General features: G+C 43.4%; 7 protein-coding genes. All 7 read right to left on the bottom strand.

From position 1 onward, the window contains the following. Positions 1-6 precede the first annotated feature (6 nt). The 7 genes from AAA970_RS23570 to AAA970_RS23540 all read right to left on the bottom strand — a co-directional run bounded on the left by AAA970_RS23570 (position 7) and on the right by AAA970_RS23540 (position 20847). Positions 7-1020, bottom strand: coding sequence for an L-rhamnose/proton symporter RhaT (locus AAA970_RS23570; RefSeq protein ID WP_338239347.1), 1014 nt, complete (start codon positions 1018-1020; stop codon positions 7-9). Positions 1021-3234: 2214 nt separating this feature from the next. Continuing rightward, a complete protein-coding gene (locus AAA970_RS23565) occupies positions 3235-4803 on the bottom strand; it encodes a hypothetical protein (RefSeq protein WP_338239346.1) in 1569 nt (522 codons plus the stop codon). 181 nt (positions 4804-4984) lie between these two features. Beyond that, positions 4985-7000: a glycoside hydrolase family 127 protein gene (locus AAA970_RS23560; protein ID WP_338239345.1), complete on the bottom strand. Its 2016-nt coding sequence runs from the start codon at positions 6998-7000 to the stop codon at positions 4985-4987. 204 nt (positions 7001-7204) lie between these two features. Continuing rightward, on the bottom strand, positions 7205-9292 hold the full coding sequence (locus AAA970_RS23555; RefSeq protein WP_338239344.1) for a family 16 glycosylhydrolase: 2088 nt from the start codon (positions 9290-9292) through the stop codon (positions 7205-7207). Between the two features lie 99 nt (positions 9293-9391). Beyond that, on the bottom strand, positions 9392-14587 hold the full coding sequence (locus AAA970_RS23550) for a sulfatase-like hydrolase/transferase (protein WP_338239343.1): 5196 nt from the start codon (positions 14585-14587) through the stop codon (positions 9392-9394). A 471-nt stretch (positions 14588-15058) separates the two neighbouring features. Next, the gene (locus AAA970_RS23545) at positions 15059-19138 is read right to left on the bottom strand and encodes a hybrid sensor histidine kinase/response regulator transcription factor (protein WP_338239342.1); all 4080 of its coding nucleotides are present in this window, start codon (positions 19136-19138) and stop codon (positions 15059-15061) included. A 683-nt stretch (positions 19139-19821) separates the two neighbouring features. Beyond that, positions 19822-20847 (bottom strand): IS110 family RNA-guided transposase, encoded by a 1026-nt coding sequence (locus AAA970_RS23540; RefSeq protein WP_060688498.1) that lies wholly within the window; start codon positions 20845-20847, stop codon positions 19822-19824. Positions 20848-21027 lie beyond the last annotated feature (180 nt).

Raw genomic sequence — 21027 nt, 5'->3', positions numbered from 1 at the left:
AAAAAACTATTCCATATTGGCATAACCCAGGATACAGGTCGCCACAATCAGTACTGCCAAGCCCATTAATAAAATCTTAAATGGTCCTTTAGCGCCTTTCCACTCTCCTGAACGATATCCCCAAATATTACTAATGATCAATGCTAAACCTAACAACATCGGCCAGCCAATTACCGGACCCAAAGGCCCCATTAAAGCAGCACCACGACCATAAACACCCAAGGCGGCGAACCAGAACAAACCGGCTAAAATCGCCCAGCCATAGGCTTTTTTACTATTGGCTACTTTGAAGGATGACCAGCTTTTGTTACGAGTCAATTTATATAATGCATAACCGCCATTCATGATGAAGGCTCCGATCAGTACCACTGCCCAGGCGACCAGACTGGCATCTTTCGGATCTGCTCCGAATTCATTGATGGCCATCTCCGCCACCGGCGTTGCGTTAGAAAAACCTACATTCAAAAAGGCAGACAATACCCCGCTGGTAACGGCAATCAATACCCCTGTTTTAATGGATTTTTGCTGCACATTTGTATCCGCTTCGCCTTGTAATAACTGGTCACGCTTCACCCCGGCAATAGCGGTAATTAACACGCCCACGAGCAATAGCCCCACACCGGCCAACACAATATAAAAGGAAGGTTCAGAAGTAGCACCTTCAATCTGGAACAATGGAATGATGGATCCGACCGAAGCGGCCAATCCCATTACAATACCATAGGTGATCGAAATTCCCGTATACTCCACACTCACCCCAAAGAGAATACCGCCAATCCCCCATAAGAAGCCATATAACATGGCATAAAATAGTACAGACTGATCCGTCAGGCTAATAATCGTAAATGTCTCAGGTACGGCGATATAAGACCACGCCATTACCATCAAAATCATGGCTACAAATGAATGTACCAACCACCAAGCCTCCCACTTCAATGGCGCCATATGCTTCATTCCCAAACCAAAAGAGCCCTGAAAGAAACTCGCAAAAATGATTAAAACTATCGCTAAAAAATGCATAATGAATATCTTTTATCCTGTACCAAAGGTAACTTTTCCCTTCCTGATAAAATGGAGGTATTTATCCCTTTACCTGCACTATTTTAACCATTCAGGATTTTGTTTCCTTAAAACGTTCGGGGTACTCTTTTACTATGACTTTCCATGCCCTTCCAAACCAAAACGGAATACCTTTCTTCGCAATTTTATTTAAGAAGCTTATAAGACGGGCGTAAGACTGAGGTCGCACTAATTGCCTGGGGATGTCCCTTTTCTAAAAAAACATTCGAGTACATTAGGGACATTTGTGGCTAAAATCATCACTCCTGGTCCTCAAACACTCATTAGTGGAATTGGCGTAATTGGTGGTTCTAAAAACACATTCCCTGAACCTTTCTTTTCATTTTTTCTTGATAAAAAACGAAACAAAAAATCAAGGCGGTGATCAATGTGGGCGGGATAATGCCCGGGCTGTCGGAATCCATCAAGGCGACATTTGCAAAGAGCTGTAAACTAGCTAATGATTAGTTGAAATGTCGCTGTGATGCATTCAAATTCGACAACCCAAGCATTCTCCTTTCGCCCATTGATCAAGGCCGTCCTGTTGGAGTGGAAATTTCTTCACTATATTTCAAAAAAGCACTAATTGCCAATGAATGCCCCTTTTCTAAAAAACATTCGAGCACATTAGGGACATTCGTGGCTAAAATCATCACTCCTGGTCCTCAAACACTCATTAGTACAATTGGCGTAATTCGTGGTTCTAATCATCACCACAACTACCCAACACAAAAATCAATAATAATTTGTGAAATTTGTGGCAAAAAATACCACTTCTATTCCTCATACAATAATTGAGGTAATTCGTGATTCCAAAAATACATTCCTTGAACCTTTCTTTTCATTTTTTCTTGATAAAAAACGAAACAAAAAATCAAGGCGGTGAGCAATGTGGGCGGGATAATGCCCGGGCTGTCGGAATCAATCAAGGCGACATTTGCAAAGAGCGGTAAACTAGCTAATGACCAGTGGAAATGTCGCTGTGATGCATTCGAATTCGACAACCCAACCATTCTCCTTTCGCCCATTGATCAAGGCCATCCTGTTGGAGTGGAAATTTCTACCATTTATTTCGAAAACATCACTTATGGCTCATCTATACCCCTATTCTAAAAAAACATTCGAGCACATTAGAGACATTCGTGGCTAAAATCATCACTCCTAATCCTCAAACACTCATTAGTGGAATTGGCGTAATTCGTGGTTCAATTCATCACCACAACTACCCAATATAAAAATCAATAATAATTTGTGAAATTTGTGGAAAAAAATACCACTTCTATTCCTCATACAATAATTGGGGTAATTCGTAATTCCAAAAATACATTCCCTGAACCTTTCTTTTCATTTTTTCTTGATAAAAAACGAAATAAAAAATCAAGGCGGTGATCAATGTGGGCGGGATAATGCCCGGGCTGTCGGAATCCATCAAGGCGACATTTGCAAAGAGCTGTAAACTGGCTAATGATCAGTTGAAATGTCGCTGTGATGCATTCGAATTCGACAACCCATCCATTCTCCTTTCGCCCATTGATCAAGGCCATCCTGTTGGAGTGGAAATTTCTTCACTATATTTCAAAAAAGCACTAATTGTCTGTGAATGCCCCTATTCTAAAAAAACATTCGAGCACATTAGGGACATTCGTGGCTAAAATTATCACCCCTGATCCTCAAACACTAATTTAGTGAAATTGGGGTAATTTGTGGTTCCAAAAATACATTCCCTGAACCTTTCTTTTCATTTTTTCTTGATGAAAAACGAAACAAAAAAATCAAGGCTGTGAGCAATGTTGGCGGGATAATGCCCGGGCTGTCGGAATCCACCAAGGCGACATTTGCATAGAGCGGTAAACTAGCTAATGATCAGTTGAAATGTCGCTGTGATGAATTCGAATTCGACAACCCAAGCATTCTCCTTTCGCCCATTGATCAAGGCCGTCCTGTTGGAGGGGAAATTTCTTCACTATATTTCAAAAAAGCACTAATTGCCTGTGAATGCCCCTTTTCTAATAAAACATTCGAGCACATTAGGGACATTCGTGGCTAAAATCATCACTCCTAATCCTCAAACACTCATTAGTGGAATTGGCGTAATTCGTGGTTCTAATCATCACCACAACTCCCTAACACAAAAATCAATAATAATTTGTGAAATTTGTGGCAAAAATCACCTTCCTACCCTTTAAAACTAGCCACATATTCTGTAATCGTATTCGGGGCATCCGTACACTGCAAGGGGGTATCATGTTTTATATGCTGCAAATGGTTAGCCGGAAATCCTTCCATCGATTCCTGATATAAAAAGACGGCATAATTCCCACCTATGGCCGTTCCATTCGTATTATTGATGCTCAAAGCCATGGAAGGCCCATGATATTCAAAACCGTTAGGCATCCCTAAAGAAGTAGTTGGATTTTTAATCTTTGACCATTGATCACAAGGGATATAGGCCAATTGGTTCTGCTTAATTTTTGCACCAAAACTTCCGTAAATGGCTTTAATATCGCGCACACTGGAGGTTAGGAAACTTCCTGCCTGAAGGTTCCCCAATTGAGCGGAGATATAAGCGTTTCTACTGGCCATAGATCCTTCCGAGGATAATCTTACCGCCCACTGCTGTCCATTATTTCGCTTATAAGGGTTGCCTGAGGTGGCGCTTACGCCTGCCGGCAGATCAAATTGGTTTTCAATAAATTGTTTAAACAATTCCCGGTTGGCATCGTCATTGGTGGGGAACTGGCTATCTTCATCAAATACTTCAATAAACCCATGCTCCACCCGAACAGCAAAAGCACAAGCCGTGGCCTCCACTTTTTGAATGGTTACTTCCCCGTTGGTAGTGAAATGCGGAGAGAACATCACCGGGCCAATTCCTTTGCTACATTTAATATCATAGGCAAAAATATCATGTATTCCGCCTTCTTTCTCTCCAAACTTAATTTCATCTTTCATCACCCGGTCGTCAGTCTCCATACGAAGCGTCACTCCACCCTCACAATCTAATTGCCTGAAAAGCACATGGTCTGCACTATAACACTGGATCAAGCCATAACCGGTATGGGCATTGGTCTGGCTGATATCGGTGATTGCGCCATTGGTTGGGAATGGACTCCTTTCGGAGGTATTTCCTACAAAAACTAAACAAATAGAAGCTACTGCCGAACGTCGGTCACGAATATTAAATCCTGAAATACTAAAATTATTTATACGGCCTATGCGACAAACCAGAATCTTTTCATTTGAATAAGCGGCATCGTTCATATCCACGGTAAAGCGCTCATCCAAAGCGGCAATACTTACATTCTCAATACGACCGTTATCTCCTCCACCATCTCCACCTAAATTAAAAATTCTGCGCGTAGTACTGCGCTCCGGCTTCACCACCGCCCCGGATTCAAAGACCAGGTGAATATTGGACTTCAGGATAATATCTTCCCAAAGATATTGCCCCTGTGGAATACGAATAACACTCCCGCCATTTTGAGAAAGTTGCTGCATTAAATTATTGATGTCTGCACTACTGGTACCCTCAAAGGTGACGGTATCCAGAGCCGTGGGCGCGGTAAAGAAGTGAGCCGTTTCAAAGATATCCGGCATTTCCTCCTCATCCGGTTCTTCCACCTTTGGGGGCTCTTCTACCTCCTTGTCATCATCCCCCGGCAATACCTCTTCAGGTGATTTTACACAGGACATCAAAAAAGAAAGACATAAAAAAATACTTAAAAATCGATACTTCGTAATCATGATGTTGAAATTAGATGTAAAAAAAGATTTCATATAAAAAAATCACCTCATCAGCCAGAGCAAAGCAGCCAGTGGCCGTCATCCATCCAAACTCCATTCTTCCCCTGAGGCTATACAGAAAAGGGAGTACCTGACCAGCACCCCCTTTGAACTATAAAACGGAAATATTACATACTGTTGATTACCAAACTACTGGCATAAATACGGTCATCTCTGCTGTTCCACGGTTAGACCAGCTGAAATAAGGTACCAACTGTGCGGTATAATCTTTCCATACCGGCTTACCTACCTGACGGTACATCCCGTCTTTTTTATCTTCGCGGATTTTCAGTTTCGCTTCAATAGTGGTTACTCCACCCAGGAAGTCTCCTTTGTAGTTCGCTTTCAGTGGCGCGTTACCATCGATATACACATCCAATACTTTTGCGTTTGCCGGAAGATCCGGAGTTTCGATACAGTATACAACCGGGCCGCGTTTCACTGCCACCTGATTTCTTACTTCCTCAATACGTGGATGGCCTTCCATGAATACCGTCTCCATTGGCATATCTAAATCAATCACATCTCCTTTTTTCCACTTACGATTGATCGTTGCAAACTCACCGGCATTTACTGCTGTTGTTACCGCTTCACCGTTCACCTTCACGGTAGCCCCTTTGGCCCAGTCCGGAATACGAAGCATAACATCGAACTCGCCCTTCTTACACTGATCCAAAGTAATTTTCACTGCACCATCCCATGGATAATTGGTCTCCTGTGTCAAAGCAATTTTAGATCCATCCTGCAATTTCGTTTCCAGCTTATTTCCACCATAAAGGTTGACTGCCACCCCATTTTTAGGTAAGCTATAAGCCCATGCAGACATTTTCGCCACCGTACGCACAATGTTTGGAGGACAACAGAAACAATCCAAATATGGCTCACGGTGAGGCGTTTCTGTATTATGGTGATTATAGTCACGAGCACCATCAACCATACGCAAAGGATTCGAATAGAAATAATCTTTTCCTTCTAAGCTGATACCGGACAATCCACTATTGAACAATACCAATTCCATTACATCCGCATATTTAGACTTTCCTTCCAGCCCCAACATACGGTAAGAGAACATGGAGTTACACACATTCGCACAAGTTTCATTATACGCGGTCATGTTCGGCATCATGTACTCATCAATGAAGCCTTCCTCAATCATATCACGATTGGTAGAAGCACCATAGTGCGCCTGCCCACAAGCACCGGTTACATACATTTTCTTCTCGGTCACATTTTCCCATAAACGGTTCAATGCATCCAATAATTCCTGCTCACCGGTTTCTGCCACTACATCCGCCGCACCTGCGTAGTAATAAAGTGCCAATACTGCGTGTCCTACCGCCTCATCAGCTTCACGAAGGGCAGTACGCTCCTGTACCATATCCCCGATAGGATAACCTTCGGTAGTCGGGGTTTCTTCTACCTTATATTTACCACGATTGTTAATGAATCGCTCGGCCAATTTCAAGTATTTCTCATCACGGGTGGTCCGGTACATTTCCACCAATCCCATGATTTGCGTTTGGTTAAAACCAAAACGAGCATAATGCTTATTCTCATGACCAAAGACCGAATACAACTGGTCGGCATGCTTAATGGCAATATCCAGGAAGTTACGCTGACCGGTGATGCGGTAATGAATACAGGCACTGGTTAACAAGTGACCGGTATTATACATCTCATGGTACTTACGATTTTCATAACGATCCACCTTCGGATTCAACTGTACCTGCGTTTGCAAATAACCATCTTCTTCCTGGGCCTGCGCGATAACGGCGATGCATTCATCAATATCCTTAAGGATTTGCGGATCTTTATTCTGTGCGTAAACATACATAGACGCTTCCATCCACTTATAAAAATCTCCATCATGCCAACGCATACCCTGATGCTTCCCTTCTTTCATCCCGGCGGCAATTTTGAAGTTGTTATAGGCATGGCCTACATCCCCTTTCAAAACCTGACCCATATAAGGCACCATAGATTCTTCACAAACATGGAATTTATCTGCCCAAAAACCTTCAGTCCATTGGCAATCTCCAATATTTATACTTTTCAACTTAACATGTGGGCTTTCGGCATGTCCCAAAATCCCCTTATCCTGCGCAATGGACATTTGCATCGCTGCAACGCCCAAAAGAGTCAAAACAAAACGCTTCATAAAAAAATAATTAAACGATATCAAACACTAATCTTCATCCCGCACTATATGCCTCCTCCAAGGCCTGAACACCGGGCTGAATTGATGATCTAAAATTCGGGATTCCCTTGAAAAAAAGTAATAGTTTGAAAGTGCTAAAATGACTTATAGGGGGTTAAAAATGACTCATAAACGCCCTCCAGGCCTATTTTCATAGGTTGCCTTCTATTTTAGAATGATTTTTTCACCCCAAAAAAGCCCTGCAGTATATATTTCCAAAAGGTAAATCCCCGCCGGATAATCCAGGGTGAAGCACGCCTTCCCTTCCCCAAATTCAAACTCCTGCAGGCATTGTCCATTCATCGTTCGCAGTACGACCTTGGCATGCACATGGGGTTTGGGCAATTGTATATTCAGGAAGCCCTTGTTTGGGTTAGGATAAACAAATGGACGACTCGCCCTGCTTTCCGCCTTCAAGGGAGGTTCGAGCGGCTTATCCTTCAGCAAAAAATCATCAAAATAACAAGCGCCCTGCCCACTGACCGTTGCCATCACCAAAACTGAATCCGAAGCCTGTGGACTAAAAGAGAGTGGGTAGGTCTGATAATCCGAACCTCTGACCGGAAGCTTGACCTCCTCTCCCCCGAAATACGACACTGATAATAAAGCCTGCTGTCCGGGAGCGCATTTGGCACTTGCTGCAAGCTCATATGGTTGTCCGGCAGTCAAGCCATAAACCCATTGTTGTAGCGTCCCATTTTGAACTTTGGCTGAAAAGTTTCCGGCCGCCACCTCGGTCGGGTCTCCGGTAATCGTTACAGAAGGGCCACTCGCCAGCCAGGAATCGAGTGTACCAGATTCAAATCCCGGATCGCAAATTTTTCCCATGAGATTATCCTCACAAGCAATACTTCCCACTTCTACCAAAGTCACATTATCCAGTCTGACCTCCACTCCGGGATCATGGCCGGGACGGTTAAAATCATAATTAGTAAAAAACAGATTTACTTTTTCGGCGACGGCACCGGTGGAAAAAGCGATGCTGTAAGACTGCCACCAGTGGTGAAACATTAACTGATTGCGGATCTCCCCCTGTTCATTTTCTATTCCTAAAAAGCCATTATGCCAAATTCCAGTATTGCGCCAGGCAGGTTCGAGCGTACCCGTGGTATTGGGACAACGCATATAAGCGGTGGCGACATAATGCGTATTGGGCTTCAGTAAAATTTCCTGACTGATCCTGGCTTTTGAACCAGACAGTACGGCGCATTTCATGCCTTTGGGATTATTGTGTTTTTGATCTCCGGCGGTAGTCATTTCTGCCTGGTGGGCATTTTGATAATCCCATCCGTCAAGATCATTTTCAAATTCCCCATTCAGGACCAGATTATTTTGACGATTAACGGCATCATCAGGGAGCTGCTCCCTTTGCCAGGTGCGGATATATTCAATGTCAAAAACCACATTTTCATAATCCTCGGGGCCCAGCAAATCCAGGTCATTTCCAAAAAACAACTCACTATCCATCCAGATGCGCATAGGCTCCACCACACACCAGGCATGCACTGGCGGACGCGCATTTTGTTCATCCGTCCCATAGCCATTGTAGCCAAATTTAATTTTTTCGGCTTCTTCCCTGCTAATCTCCCGCACCAGCTTCCCATCGAGATAAAACCTCAGGCCTTCCGGGCTCCAGTCCAGGGCATAGATATGGAAATCAGCCGTATAATCCGCTTCCATCAGGTGCTTATGCGTCCAAATCTTATTCTTCCAGTCATCTCCTCTCGGCCGCTCCAATTGCCAGTTGTGAATGGACATCTGCATCGTTTTCGCCATTTGCGGATCATTCTCAGTCTGATGATATTTTTTTGGAAAATGCTCAAAGACATCGATCTCCCCGCTATTCGCATTGTCTACTGCCCAAAAAGCACTAGAAATAGGGCCATTGGCGGCTTTACACTTAATCTCCATATAGCCGTATTTCAAAAGATTTTTGGAGATGACCGCCCCGGAAATCACCCGGCCATTTTCAAAGGTGGTGCGGAGTTTAAGCCTTCCGCCTTCCACGCTGATGGCTTTCGGATGAAAATCCTGTATGTAACGGCCTTTAAAGTTATTGTAAAAGGTGCCATTCAGTCCTTGCTGATGCCATTTGTCATGATCAAAGTCTCCCTCAAATTCATCGGAATGCAGGGGCTGAAATACCCATTGCTCCTTGTTATCGGGATCAGTATGAGGGAAATACTGGGCCATTGCTGAAGGGAAGATTCCCAGGCAGCCGATGATTAAAAAAAGTATCTTTCTAATTTCCATATAATAAAAAAAATAAGCCTCTACCCCTTAGAGATCGGGGAAGCAAAAAATTGCCCGAAGGAATGGTAAAGATCCCTCCGGGCAATTCAGACTAAACCATTATTGCTTTATAATTTTTTGCAGGGAAATGCGGGCGTCCGCAGCTTGTATTTTCAGCAAATATAGCCCGGCAGGAAGGTGAGATAAATCCAGTATAGCGGTGTCATGGGAAATTTCAAATACGCCCATCAACTGACCATTCAGATTCATTACTTCCACTTTTTGTAAGCCTGTACCTTCCAATCGTAATTGGCTTTCCACCGGATTTGGATACAGGCGCAAACCGCTGATCTCCTCCGCGGATAAAACAGGGGCATAAGTTGCCTTCAGACTAATATCTTGATCAGGCATAAAGAAGGTCTGGATTTCATCCTTCGCATCCACTATTCCAGCTGATTCAAGATCTCCCGTCCACTTCTCAAATAAAGTACCTGCCGCCGGGGCATTCGCAATAATGGTGACCTGCGCTCCTTGGGCGTAATCCCCACTACCGGAACCATTTTCCACCTTTAAGCTGTAGGTCGGAATGGCCGAATAAGTTGCCGTTAAATTTATTGCAGCGGCCGGCATTTCGAAAGAAATCCTTGGCTGGCTGGCATCCACCTCTGGTATTAAATGAAGATCTCCGGTCCAGCTGGCAAAGACTTCACCGGCAGCTGCTGCGTTAGCCTCCACTGTAACGGTTGCTCCCTCGGCATAATCTCCGGATCCTGTCCCATTAGTCACCGATAAGGTATAGTACTCATCCGGGGCCGAAACTTCTCCCCAAATTTCAACCTGATCGATATAAATTAAACCGGCTCCCTCATTCGGTTTCAAACGGAAGCCCAGGCGACCCCGATCGGTTAAGTCCTCCTCCAAAGTGAAATCAAAAGACAGCTCATTCCATTCCCCTTTTGTAAGGTTGGCCAATGAAAAAGGATAGACCGCCACCACATCCCCATACAGGACAAGCAATTCATTGAGGAGGCTTCCCTCTTCCACATACACCTGTGCTTTGAAGGTATAATCATTCCCATTTTCTAATGTCAGGCTTCCTCGTGGAGAGAAAATATTATGCTGACTAGTCGTGCCGGTCGTGCTTACGCGCAGCGCTTTACTTCCATGGAAAGCCATTTCATCGGAAATATCAAAATCAGTATCTGCTAAGCCGGCCCATTCGCCAAAAGGATCATTAGTCTCAAAGCTAAAATAGTTTTGGTCCAATAGATTATCAATGATCACGGGCACTTCCGGTTCATAGCCCAGCACCTGAATTTGATCAACATAAATCGTCCCGACCCCCTCTGAAGGTTTAACCCTAAGTCCTATTCTGCCTTCCTCACCCCACTGGTCGGAAGCGACAAAAGGCACCAAAACTTCCACCCATTTGTCTTTTTCCAAACTGCTCATCGTCGTGCTGCCAATGACTAAATCCGTGCCCTTGGAACCATAGGTATAGGTAAATTCGCTCATTTCACAATCTGCCGGAATATACAGATGGAATTTCAAATCATATTCCTCCCCGGCTTCCAGCTTCATACTGCCAAAGGGACTAAAAGTGTTTTCCTGTGCATTATCAGCAGTCGCATTGGTCACTTTCAGGGCATGGGCCCCATGCAGTGCCCTTTCATTCGTGACGGAAAAAACACTTCCGCTATTATTCGACCAGGCCCCATAAGGGTCGGTGGTTTCGAAACTAAAGTAGTCCTCATGCAAGTAGTTATAATCCTTGGCCGGTGGAATAACTGATGCCGCGGGAATGGTGACCTCAAAAACCTTTTCCTCCTGCAATTCGCCCAGGGTCACCAGGGCGGTCATAGTCACTTTTACTTCTTGTGCCTGTGGGTTTACCACTCCCGTTTCAGATAAAAATTCAGGGGCAGAGGAAGTCCATTCCACGCTTGCGCCAAAATCAATGATCGTTGGTAATTCGATATCTTCCCGAACAATGGCCGGCAAATTCAGGGCTTCCAGCGCAATCGCTAATTGCTCCGCCTCCGAAAGTGCCAATACACTTAAAACAAAAGTCTTCTCCACACTTTGTCCTTCTTTAATGATGGTGGCGGTGAGCGTCACCGTAGCAGCTTCTGCCGCACGGGTCACGATTCCTTTCTTAGAAATGGTTTCGGGCAGCTCACTTTCCCAGCGGATCAAGGTACCGTGCAAACCTTCCGCCGGCAGGTCTAAATCTGCGGTAACATGCTCGGCATGGTCTCCTTCCACAAAACCGATGGCCAAAGCTTCCCGGGCTTCTTCCAAAAGTGCCGGAACCAATTCGGCCGGTGTCGGGCCATACAATCTAAAATTGTCCATATAAAAATGGCCTTCATTTACATCTGCACCCATCACACGAATCTTAAGATGTCCGTCTTCAGAATCCCTTAAGTCGCGGGGAAAATCCAGCTTGCCACTGACTTCCACCCATTCATTTTTGGCAATATCTGCCGTACTGATGATCAACTGTTCGGTAGCGGCATCGCCTACCAATACCCGCAAGGCGGATAATGTTGTCCCCTCAGGAATATAAAGCTGTGTGCTTAACATATAAGCCCCTTCGGAAATTTTAACCGATCCTTTAGCAGCAGACAAGGTCTTATTTCCCGAGACTAAATCTTCGGCTCCCATAAATTTCAAAGCCTTTTGTCCTTCAAAAACCTGCTCTTCGGAAATTTCAAAATAGGGGGCCAGATTATTGGTAATATTCCAGCTGAAAACCTCATTCGCTTCAAAACCATAATAATCCTCTGCCAGATAATTATAGGTCGGGTCCGGAATGCCGCCATCAAAAGATTCCACCGAAATATCATCCAAATAGAATTGAACCGTGCTTCGTTCCGTGTCAGCATCGGCCAAATCACCGGACTGCAATAAAATGGAAACCGCTCCGCTGTAGGCCATGCCCAACTCCAAAGTCACCTTGAACTTCACCTCCTGCCATTCCCCACGTGGCAAATGACGAATGTCGACGGTATTGTTCACATTCGGATCTTTCAGATTGAACTTGAAACGATTCACCCGGCTATTCTCCGGCACTTTCACCATCGCCCGGAAAATGTGGTCGCCAGCGGCCAAACGTACTGCCCCTTTAGGGCCATGGGCAGCACCTTCTTCAAAAAAGAAAAGACTATGCGCTCCACCATGAAATTCAGAGGCAGAAATGGCGCATCCATTGCCTACCGTCCAGTTTTTATTCGTGCCATCAATTTTGACCGGACCTTCAAATCCGAAGAGCGTAGCATCAAATGGTTCACTATCCTGCACATTGCCGGCATTGGGATCTCCTCCTTCCTCTATGGTAATGTCATCAATATAAAGATTGGAATTAGCCCCCCCATTGGTGTCTCCCGGCTGGATAACGATGGACAAAGTTCCCTCCGCTGTAGTTCCTCCAAAATCAAAAACTTTCTCCACTTCCACCCATTGCCCATCGGCTATGCCGGCCAGGCTAATAGGGTCCAGGCTATGCCCGGGGTTTTTAAAGTTAATCCGCAAGCGATTGATCGCACTGCCCGCTTCTTTCCAAACTTTCATTCTGATCGTATAGATGCCCGCTTTAAGCTGCACCGCTCCCGCAGGTGCATGTGCCGCCGCATTTGCTGATAAAGCAGCGGTATGACTGATCTTTAAACTCTGTGAACCGGTGGCAGCCAGCTCAGTGGTATAGGCGGTAATATCGTTAAACGCCCAATCTTTCCGGGTATCATCAATAATGGCGCTGCCCTCAAAACCAAAAAGGGTTTCATTTAATGGCAATACGGACTCCTCCACCGTGGGCAATTCCGGAATTTCCGGACCTTCGGTAATCCACTGTAAAAATTTGGTTCCTGCCCCGTACAGCTCGTTATATTCCACCATCTGCCTTCTGAGCTCTGCTTCTAATTCCAGGGCAATGGCCATATTGCCCGCTTCATCAATGGCATTATGTAATTCCTGCGGATCGTTCTCCAGATCGATCAGCCAGGGCGTTTCTTTATTATTCAACACCAATTTATAGCGCTGATTCATCGCACTCACCCACCAGGAAGCATCTTCAGTAACGAAAATGGTATTGTCTCCGGTCTCATTTAAATTAGTACTCACCAAAATATCGGAGCGGTCCACCCCGTCAATGGCGGTCATGGCCGGCATGTCCATCAAGCCTAGCACCGTGGCAGCCACATCCACATTGACGATAGGCGTACTGATGATTTTCCCCGAAGGAATACGATCGGGATAGCGAATTAAGAAAGGCACTTTGGCCGATGGATCGTAGGGGACGCCCTTATTGATCCGGCTATGCTCGAAAAGCATATCGCCATGGTCCACGGTATAAATGACGATGGTATTGTCGGCAATGCCCTGTTCGTCCAGAAAATCGAGCATCCGGCCCACATTATCATCCACGCCGGCGACCATTCCCCAGTACTCCTTCATATAGTCTTCGTCAAACTCATGATATTTCCCGTCCTCGCCCACATCATTATTGTTCGCTTTATCAGCCCAGAATGGTCTTCCGTTTTCGTTGGCGTAAGTCATGGTCTCCGGTTCGGAAAAGCCCACTCCCTGACTCCACTCCACATGACGTTTGGGCGAATGATTCGGGGTATGGGGGTCCGGAATAGAAATCATTAAGCAAAAGGGATCTCCATCGGTCACATTCTGCCCCATAATTTCCAGGGCCTTATCCGTAAAAAAATCAGAGGCATGTTCAATGTCCACATGGTCTTCATCTTTTCCGGCGGGTAAATCATCCGGTGTCCAAATAGTTCCCGGAGGATTCTTACTAATATCATAATAAGTCCAGTGCTCCTTTTCAATTCTCCAGTCAATATTATCGAAGCCAAAATTCCGGCCTGCCCCGAAAGTTTCCGGATCCTGTCCTTCCAAATGCCATTTTCCAACATAGGCCGTTTTGTATCCATTATCCTTCAATACATGGGCAAAAGTTTGCATATCCCCATGCATGGGACGATCATTGCGTGGTGCTCCGGTGGCAAAGGGATACCTACCGGTCACCAAAGAAGCCCGAGAGGGCGTACAGGTGGGGGAACTGACATAATGGTTCGTCAAAATGGCTCCTTCTTTCCCTATGCGATCCAGATTTTGGGTTGGAATATGCGCTGTCGCATTCCAGGGATTCCCTATGTTGGCCGGAAGCAATTCCCGATAGGCCCCAATGGTTTTGTAGTTGTGCTCATCCGTGTGAATAATTAAAAGGTTGGGTTTTTCTTGTGCTCTTAAGCCCAAAATGGGGTTTACAAGCAGAAACAACAGTAAAAATTTAATGCTCCTCATAGTTTTAAAAATGGTATAGAAGTCAAACTATTTTTTTATAAAAAATTATTGTTTCAAGGAGGAAACTGCGTCTGGTAAAAAATTAAAGGCCATAGATTTCCAGCTGCGTAAAAATTAATCTTTAGCAGAAGCTCCTCCTATTAGCCCGGATTATTCATGCTTAAAACCTCGTTTAGCTGCAAGGCGGGAAAAATGAAGGAATAGTTCCCTATTTCAAGTTTTTTCCAACGAAGCAGATGAATGAGGAGAAAGCAAGCTTGCCCAAATTTGGGCTATTAATAATTTAGCAATAACGATCCTATCAGACTAAACATAAGTCACTTAAGACGACTCACTAAATCTAGCGGTGAATAATTCGGATTAGGAAAAGACAATAGTAAATCAATGCAAAAATGCCGCTAATCCAGCGCTATAACTTTTTATAAGTTAGCATTTAAAAGGAGGATGAGATAGCTGAATATTAACGGATCATTAGTCGATTTTATGCTTATGTTCGGCCACATATTTACTCGGTGCCACGCCAAAAGTTTCCTTAAAGATTTTGGAAAAATGAGCCCGGCTCTTAAAACCGGAACGCATAAAGACATCATTTACGGATAATTCATTTTCAGCTAATAGTGTTGCGGCTTTTTTCATTCGGCGGGAGCGCAGCAACTCCTGAGGGGTCATATCGGTGAGTTCTTTTACCTTCTTAAAAAAGTGAGTGCGGTTGATATGAAGTTTGGTATGAAAGTAATCAATGTTCAGGTCGGGATTATCCAGGTTTTCTTCGATGAGCTGGTTCAGTACTTCCATAAACTGAAAATCCTCTTCCACAGTATTCACCTTATTTTGCGTTAAGGGATAATTTATCTGATAACGCTTTTGCAGTTGTTCCCTACTTCTCAAAAGGCCTTCAATTTTCGCAAATAAATGTTCATTCTTGAAAGGCTTTTGCAGGTGAATATCCGCTCCCACCTGTGCACTTTTTATCTGATCTCCCATTTTTTCACTAGCCGAAAGCATCATCAGGGGAATATGGGTGGTTTTCAGGTCGCTTTTAATGATTTCGCATAATTCCAGCCCGCTCATTTCGGGCATATAAATATCAGAAATGATCAAATCCGGCCACTGAAATTCGAGTTGCTTTAAACAAGCGTCAGCAGTATGAAAGAGCATTACCTGAAAATTATGCGAAAGGGTATTCTTCAGGTAATTTCCCAAATCCACATTGTCCTCTACCACATAAATGAGGGCGTTTTGGTATTCACTTTCAAAAGCGCCATCCCAGCTTTCCTCTACTTCCACATGATCGGCAGAGGCGTCTTCGCTCTGATCCAGATTAATCTCTTCAGAAGAAACAATCGGTAATTTCACCAAAAAGGTAGCACCCTGTTGGATCACACTTTCCACCGAAATTACCCCATAATGCAAGCCCGCCAACTTTTGAGAAAAAGATAGTCCAATTCCACTGCCCTGAGGGTTATGCTCCTGTGCATGTTCACCTTTAAAAAAACGGTCAAAAATATGGGGCAAATCTTCGGAAGCAATCCCCATTCCGCTATCTTTTACCCAGACCATTACCTCATTCTCCTTCACCCGCACCGAAACGGAAATGCTGTCTTTTTCCTGCGTAAATTTAAAAGCATTGGACAATAAATTGTTGAAAATGATTTCCAGTTTTTCCTGATCTGCTTTTACGATGACCTGCTCCTCGGGAAGCGCTACGGTTAAGCTTTTTCCTTCATCCTCTGCCAGATATTCAAAATCCGCCAGTAAATTTTTCATGAATAAGCCGAAATCAAACACCTCCGGCTCCAGAGAAAGGGCCACGGATTCTGATTTATGGAATTCATGGACATGATGTACCAGTTCCGTCATTTTCCGAGACTGCCGCCCGATGGTCAGTAACTTCTGGTGGATCTCCTCATTACCTCTAAGTCTTAAGGACAGCTGTTCCACCAAACCCGTGATCAGGGTCAAGGGCGTTTTAAGCTCATGAGAAATATTGGAGAAAAAACTCAATTTAGCATCGTTTAAATCTTTCTGTTGCTTTTTCTCCAATTCCTTAATCTGCACCTGATATTTAAGGGAATTGAAATTTAATATCACCCTCATCAATAGATAAAAAAGTAAAATAAACACCAGCGTATAAACCACATAGGCATAAATGGTTTTCCAAAACGGAGGAGCAATATGGATATTGAGGGTCATGGGAGCCGTCCACTTATTCAGCGCATTGGAAGCCTGAATATTCAATTGGTATTTTCCGGCTTGGAGTTCATTAAAAACGATCCGACTCTGGTGGGCCGGAAGGTGAATCCAGGATTCATTGCCCGGTAGCAGCTGGTAACGAATCATGGTATTATCCATATTCCCAAATTGAATGGCTTTAAAATCTACCGCAAAGAAATTCTCGTCATAGCGCAAATCCAGTACATCTCCTGACTCCAAAGCCTTATCGAGAATCACCCGCCCCTGAATAGTATCTAATGGATTTACCTGTTTATTTTTTATATACAACTGACCAAAAGAAACGGTCGGAAATTGTTCATTCACACTCACTTCTTTGGGATCAAAAAAACTCAGTCCGGACCAGCCCGCCATTAACATTTTATTGTTCTTCAAACGCAGGGCGGAATACCAAAAATCCTGGAACGGTAAGCCGTCACCCAGGGTAAAACGGCGAATTTCTTTGGTATTGGTATGGATCAGGTTCAAGCCCAAATCCGTGGAAACCCAAATGCCCTCTTCTCCATCAAATAACATATTTCGGACAATATTATTGGATAGCCCCTCCTTTTCTGAAAGAATGGTATAGCTTGGTTCCTGCTGACTGAAATCAAATAAGTAAATCCCATTGAATTCCGTCCCTACATAAAAATCACCATTGGGCAATCGGAGCATACAGGAGATAACGCTATTGGTTAATTCTTCACTTTGAAGCCCAAGAATTGGAAATTCTTCCACTATGAATTCTCCCTGACTATTTTTGCGTTCAGGATTTAGGCGAATAAGGGACCCACTATTACTCCCTATCCAGATATAGGGTTCCCCCGGGTCTTTGTATAAAAATTTAAAAATGAGATCCTGATGTTCCGCAAAAAAAGACTGCTGACTGATATCCTCCACGGCTAAAATAGTGCGGTCCTCCTCCATCTTCACCAGAAAAATATGGTCCTTATCCGCCAACCATAGATTTAAATTATCATCCTCTGCCTGCCCACGAAGTCGCATACGGTAAGGAATGATGGCTTCCATTTCCGCTAAATACTCCACCTTATCCTTCTTTTTGGAATAGCGCATAATCCCTCTGTCCTCCCCAAAGTTCATCCAAAAATCTCCTACCTTATCCCCAAACATCCAGTGACATTGCGCATTCCTTAATGATTCCGGCAAAAAATCGATTGGATCTAATTGGTTGGTTTCCGTATTAAAAAGGTGCATGGAACCATAAGAAACCGTCACAATGGCACGACAACTATCAAAATCATCCATGGTATTGATATAACCTTTACTCAGGGTATTGTCCGTTTCGTAAAGGTGGAAAGGATTGGGGCGACCGTTAAAACAGAAGGCCCCTTTATTGTAGCTGCTCACCCATATACGTTGGTCTGAGGTCACATAAGATCCACTAATTCGCAAATTCACTGAAGGCAATTGGAATCGCCCTGGTTCAATGTCAAGATTTAATAAATCCGAAAGATTATTAAATTTATAAATCCCGGAAATTAAACTTCCCAGCCAGAATCCTCCAAAGCTATCTTGTTCCACACTTGTAAAGGCGGTGCCTTTTCTCACGACCCTCCTGTTCAGCAGTCTCAGTTGTCCTTGAGTACTTTCAAGCTTGAAGTAATGGATGCCATCAAAAGATGTACAAAGAAATTCCTCCGAATTTAATCGAATAACATTACCGTGAATGGAGGGCCTAATTTTAAACAGCAAATCATACTTTCCCTGCGCTGCATCATAGCTGAAAAGACCTCTATTGGTCTGCACCAAATATTGATCCTGGCTAATGGGCAAGAAATCAATCACATTTTGGTCAAAGCTATTCCATTGGCAATGGGGAAAATAATCTATCAATTCATATTCATGATTATAGAGGAAAGCGCCTTCTTCTGCTGACCAGGCGATAATACGTGCGCCTTCCGCCCCCATTTTTATTTTCCGAATTGACGGACTCTTGAAGGAGTGATAATCATCAATATCAAAAAACTGATCTAACTTTTGATTATAGCAGGAGATTCCCTTTTCCGTGCCAATCCAGACATTACCCTTAGTATCCTTGGCCAGGCTTTTTATCTGGTTATTTTTGAGGAGCGGAGATCCAATGGCGTTTTTATAAACTTCGGTATTCAGACCATCATATCGGCACAAACCTTCAAATGAACCAAACCAAAGATAACCCTTATCATCTTCCACCATGGAAGTCACACCATTGTGGATTAAACCATCTTCTATACTATAAGTCCCGGCAACTTTTAATGATCCCTGTGCTCTAAGGCATTGCGGAAACAATAAAAATAGAAAATTCACCCACTGGCAAAAATAAACAGAACCTCTTCTCATAACCTTCTTTTAAAAAATGCGCTCTCAGCTCGTAAAATCATGGCTGTTCCATTCAGGAAATTCACCATTTATACATTTTTGAGATAGCGTAAAGATAATAATTTTAGAGAACGGAAGGAAGGAAGTCCACATTTCTCCCGGACAAATTCCTCCCTCAGAAGTTGTTTCAAATGGAGTGAGGATAAAATAAGGAGGACTTGCCTTTTCTTGTTGATAGCAGCATCTCCCTTGCAGTGTACGGTTGCCCCGAATACGATTACAGAATGTGTGGCCAGTTTTTAGAGGGTAGGAGTGGTATTTTTTGCCACAAATTTCACAAATTATTATTGATTTTTGTATTGGGGAGTTGTGGTGATGTTTTTAACCACAAATTACGCCAATTCCACTAATTAACTTTTGAGGATTAGGTGTGATGATTTTAGCCACGAATGTCCCTAATGTGCTCGAATGTTTTTTAGAATAGGGGCATTCATTGGCAATTAGTGCATTTGAAAAATATACGGAAGAAATTTCCAATACAAGGGGATGGCCTTGATTTTTTGTTTCGTTTTTTACCAAGAAAAGTTCAGAGAATGTATTTTTGAAACCACGAATTCTCTCATGGTAAAGTCAAGCTTTTTCATTTATTTTAGTACAATTTTACTCTATTTTTTTCGAAAGACTCATTTCTCCAAATCATCCAATTATGCCACCTCAGCATTCCTCCAATTAGGTTCATATTCCTTACTGTATGGCCGGTCATCCCGAATGACCGCGTACATTTTCCTCACTAGTTTATCAGTTAGAGCGATCATCACAGAATAATGTTCTTTACCTTCTGAAGTCTTTCTTTTATAGTACCTGTATTCCTCTGAGTCCTTTACATTAAGCAGGCTTAGAGCGCCCATAAAAAGCAACGATTTCATCTTCCTGTTGGCTTTGTAGGAAACTTTATTTTTAGACCTTACGCTCGTTCCGGAAGTGTATCTAAAGGGCGCTATTCCGCTATGACAAGCAAATTTTTTTGCGGTTGTAATTTTGGTAAACCCCAAAGTCTCAATAATTACATTCAGTGCTATCTGCAAACCAATGCCTTTTATAGAGGTCAAAAGCTTCAAATACCTCTTTAGCTTTGGATCTTCATGTATTACCTCCTTTATTTCTTGGTCTAGTTGTTTGATTTGGCTATCCAGCAACTTGATCCTTGCCTTGTTTCTTTTCGCTCTTCCTTTATAAATCTCGGGAGAAATAAAATCTTTATGATCCGACTGCTGGGCTTGAAATTTCGCTCTGTCTTTTACCAGTAATCGACGCTCTGAACGCAAATAACGAAGATATTCAATTGACTTTTCCCCTAATTCAATGGGGGAGTACTTATCTCTAAAACGACGTCCGTATTCCGCTATTCGATATGCATCCACCTTGTCATTTTTCCCCCTTTGCAGCCCCTGGCTATGCTTAATTTCATAACCAGATTGTAGCCAAAGGCTCAAGCCTAATTCCGAGCATACCCGAATCAATGGATAGGTGTAAATTCCGGTATGTTCCGCAATAATGAGCGTGTTTTCACCCGACAACTGATAAAGCTTACACAACTCAAACAAACCGGTAGTGATGGCATCATCAGTATTATCAATAGGCTCAAATTCAATCGACTGATCCAGTGAAATAAGATGGAGTTCCAGACTTCCCTTACTTACATCAATACCTAAATAATGGTTAAAATCCATATCAATACAATTTTAGAAACCATGACTCAAATACCACCTAAAAACCTTATCAAATCTGATCTCTCATGCAGGTCCTGTCTGAGTCAAAGGGTTAGTTGTTAGAATTCGTATAGGTCTTACCTGGACGCAAAATGAAGTTCACTAACCCTTATGGTTTCAGGTTCTAGAATTGAAACCAAT

Origin of the sequence: Persicobacter diffluens, from assembly GCF_036244895.1 — a bacterium.
Classification (GTDB): Bacteria; Bacteroidota; Bacteroidia; order Cytophagales; family Cyclobacteriaceae; genus Persicobacter; species Persicobacter diffluens.
The sequence above is the reverse complement of the archived record's forward strand: the minus strand, read 5'-3'. Positions and strand labels throughout refer to the sequence as shown.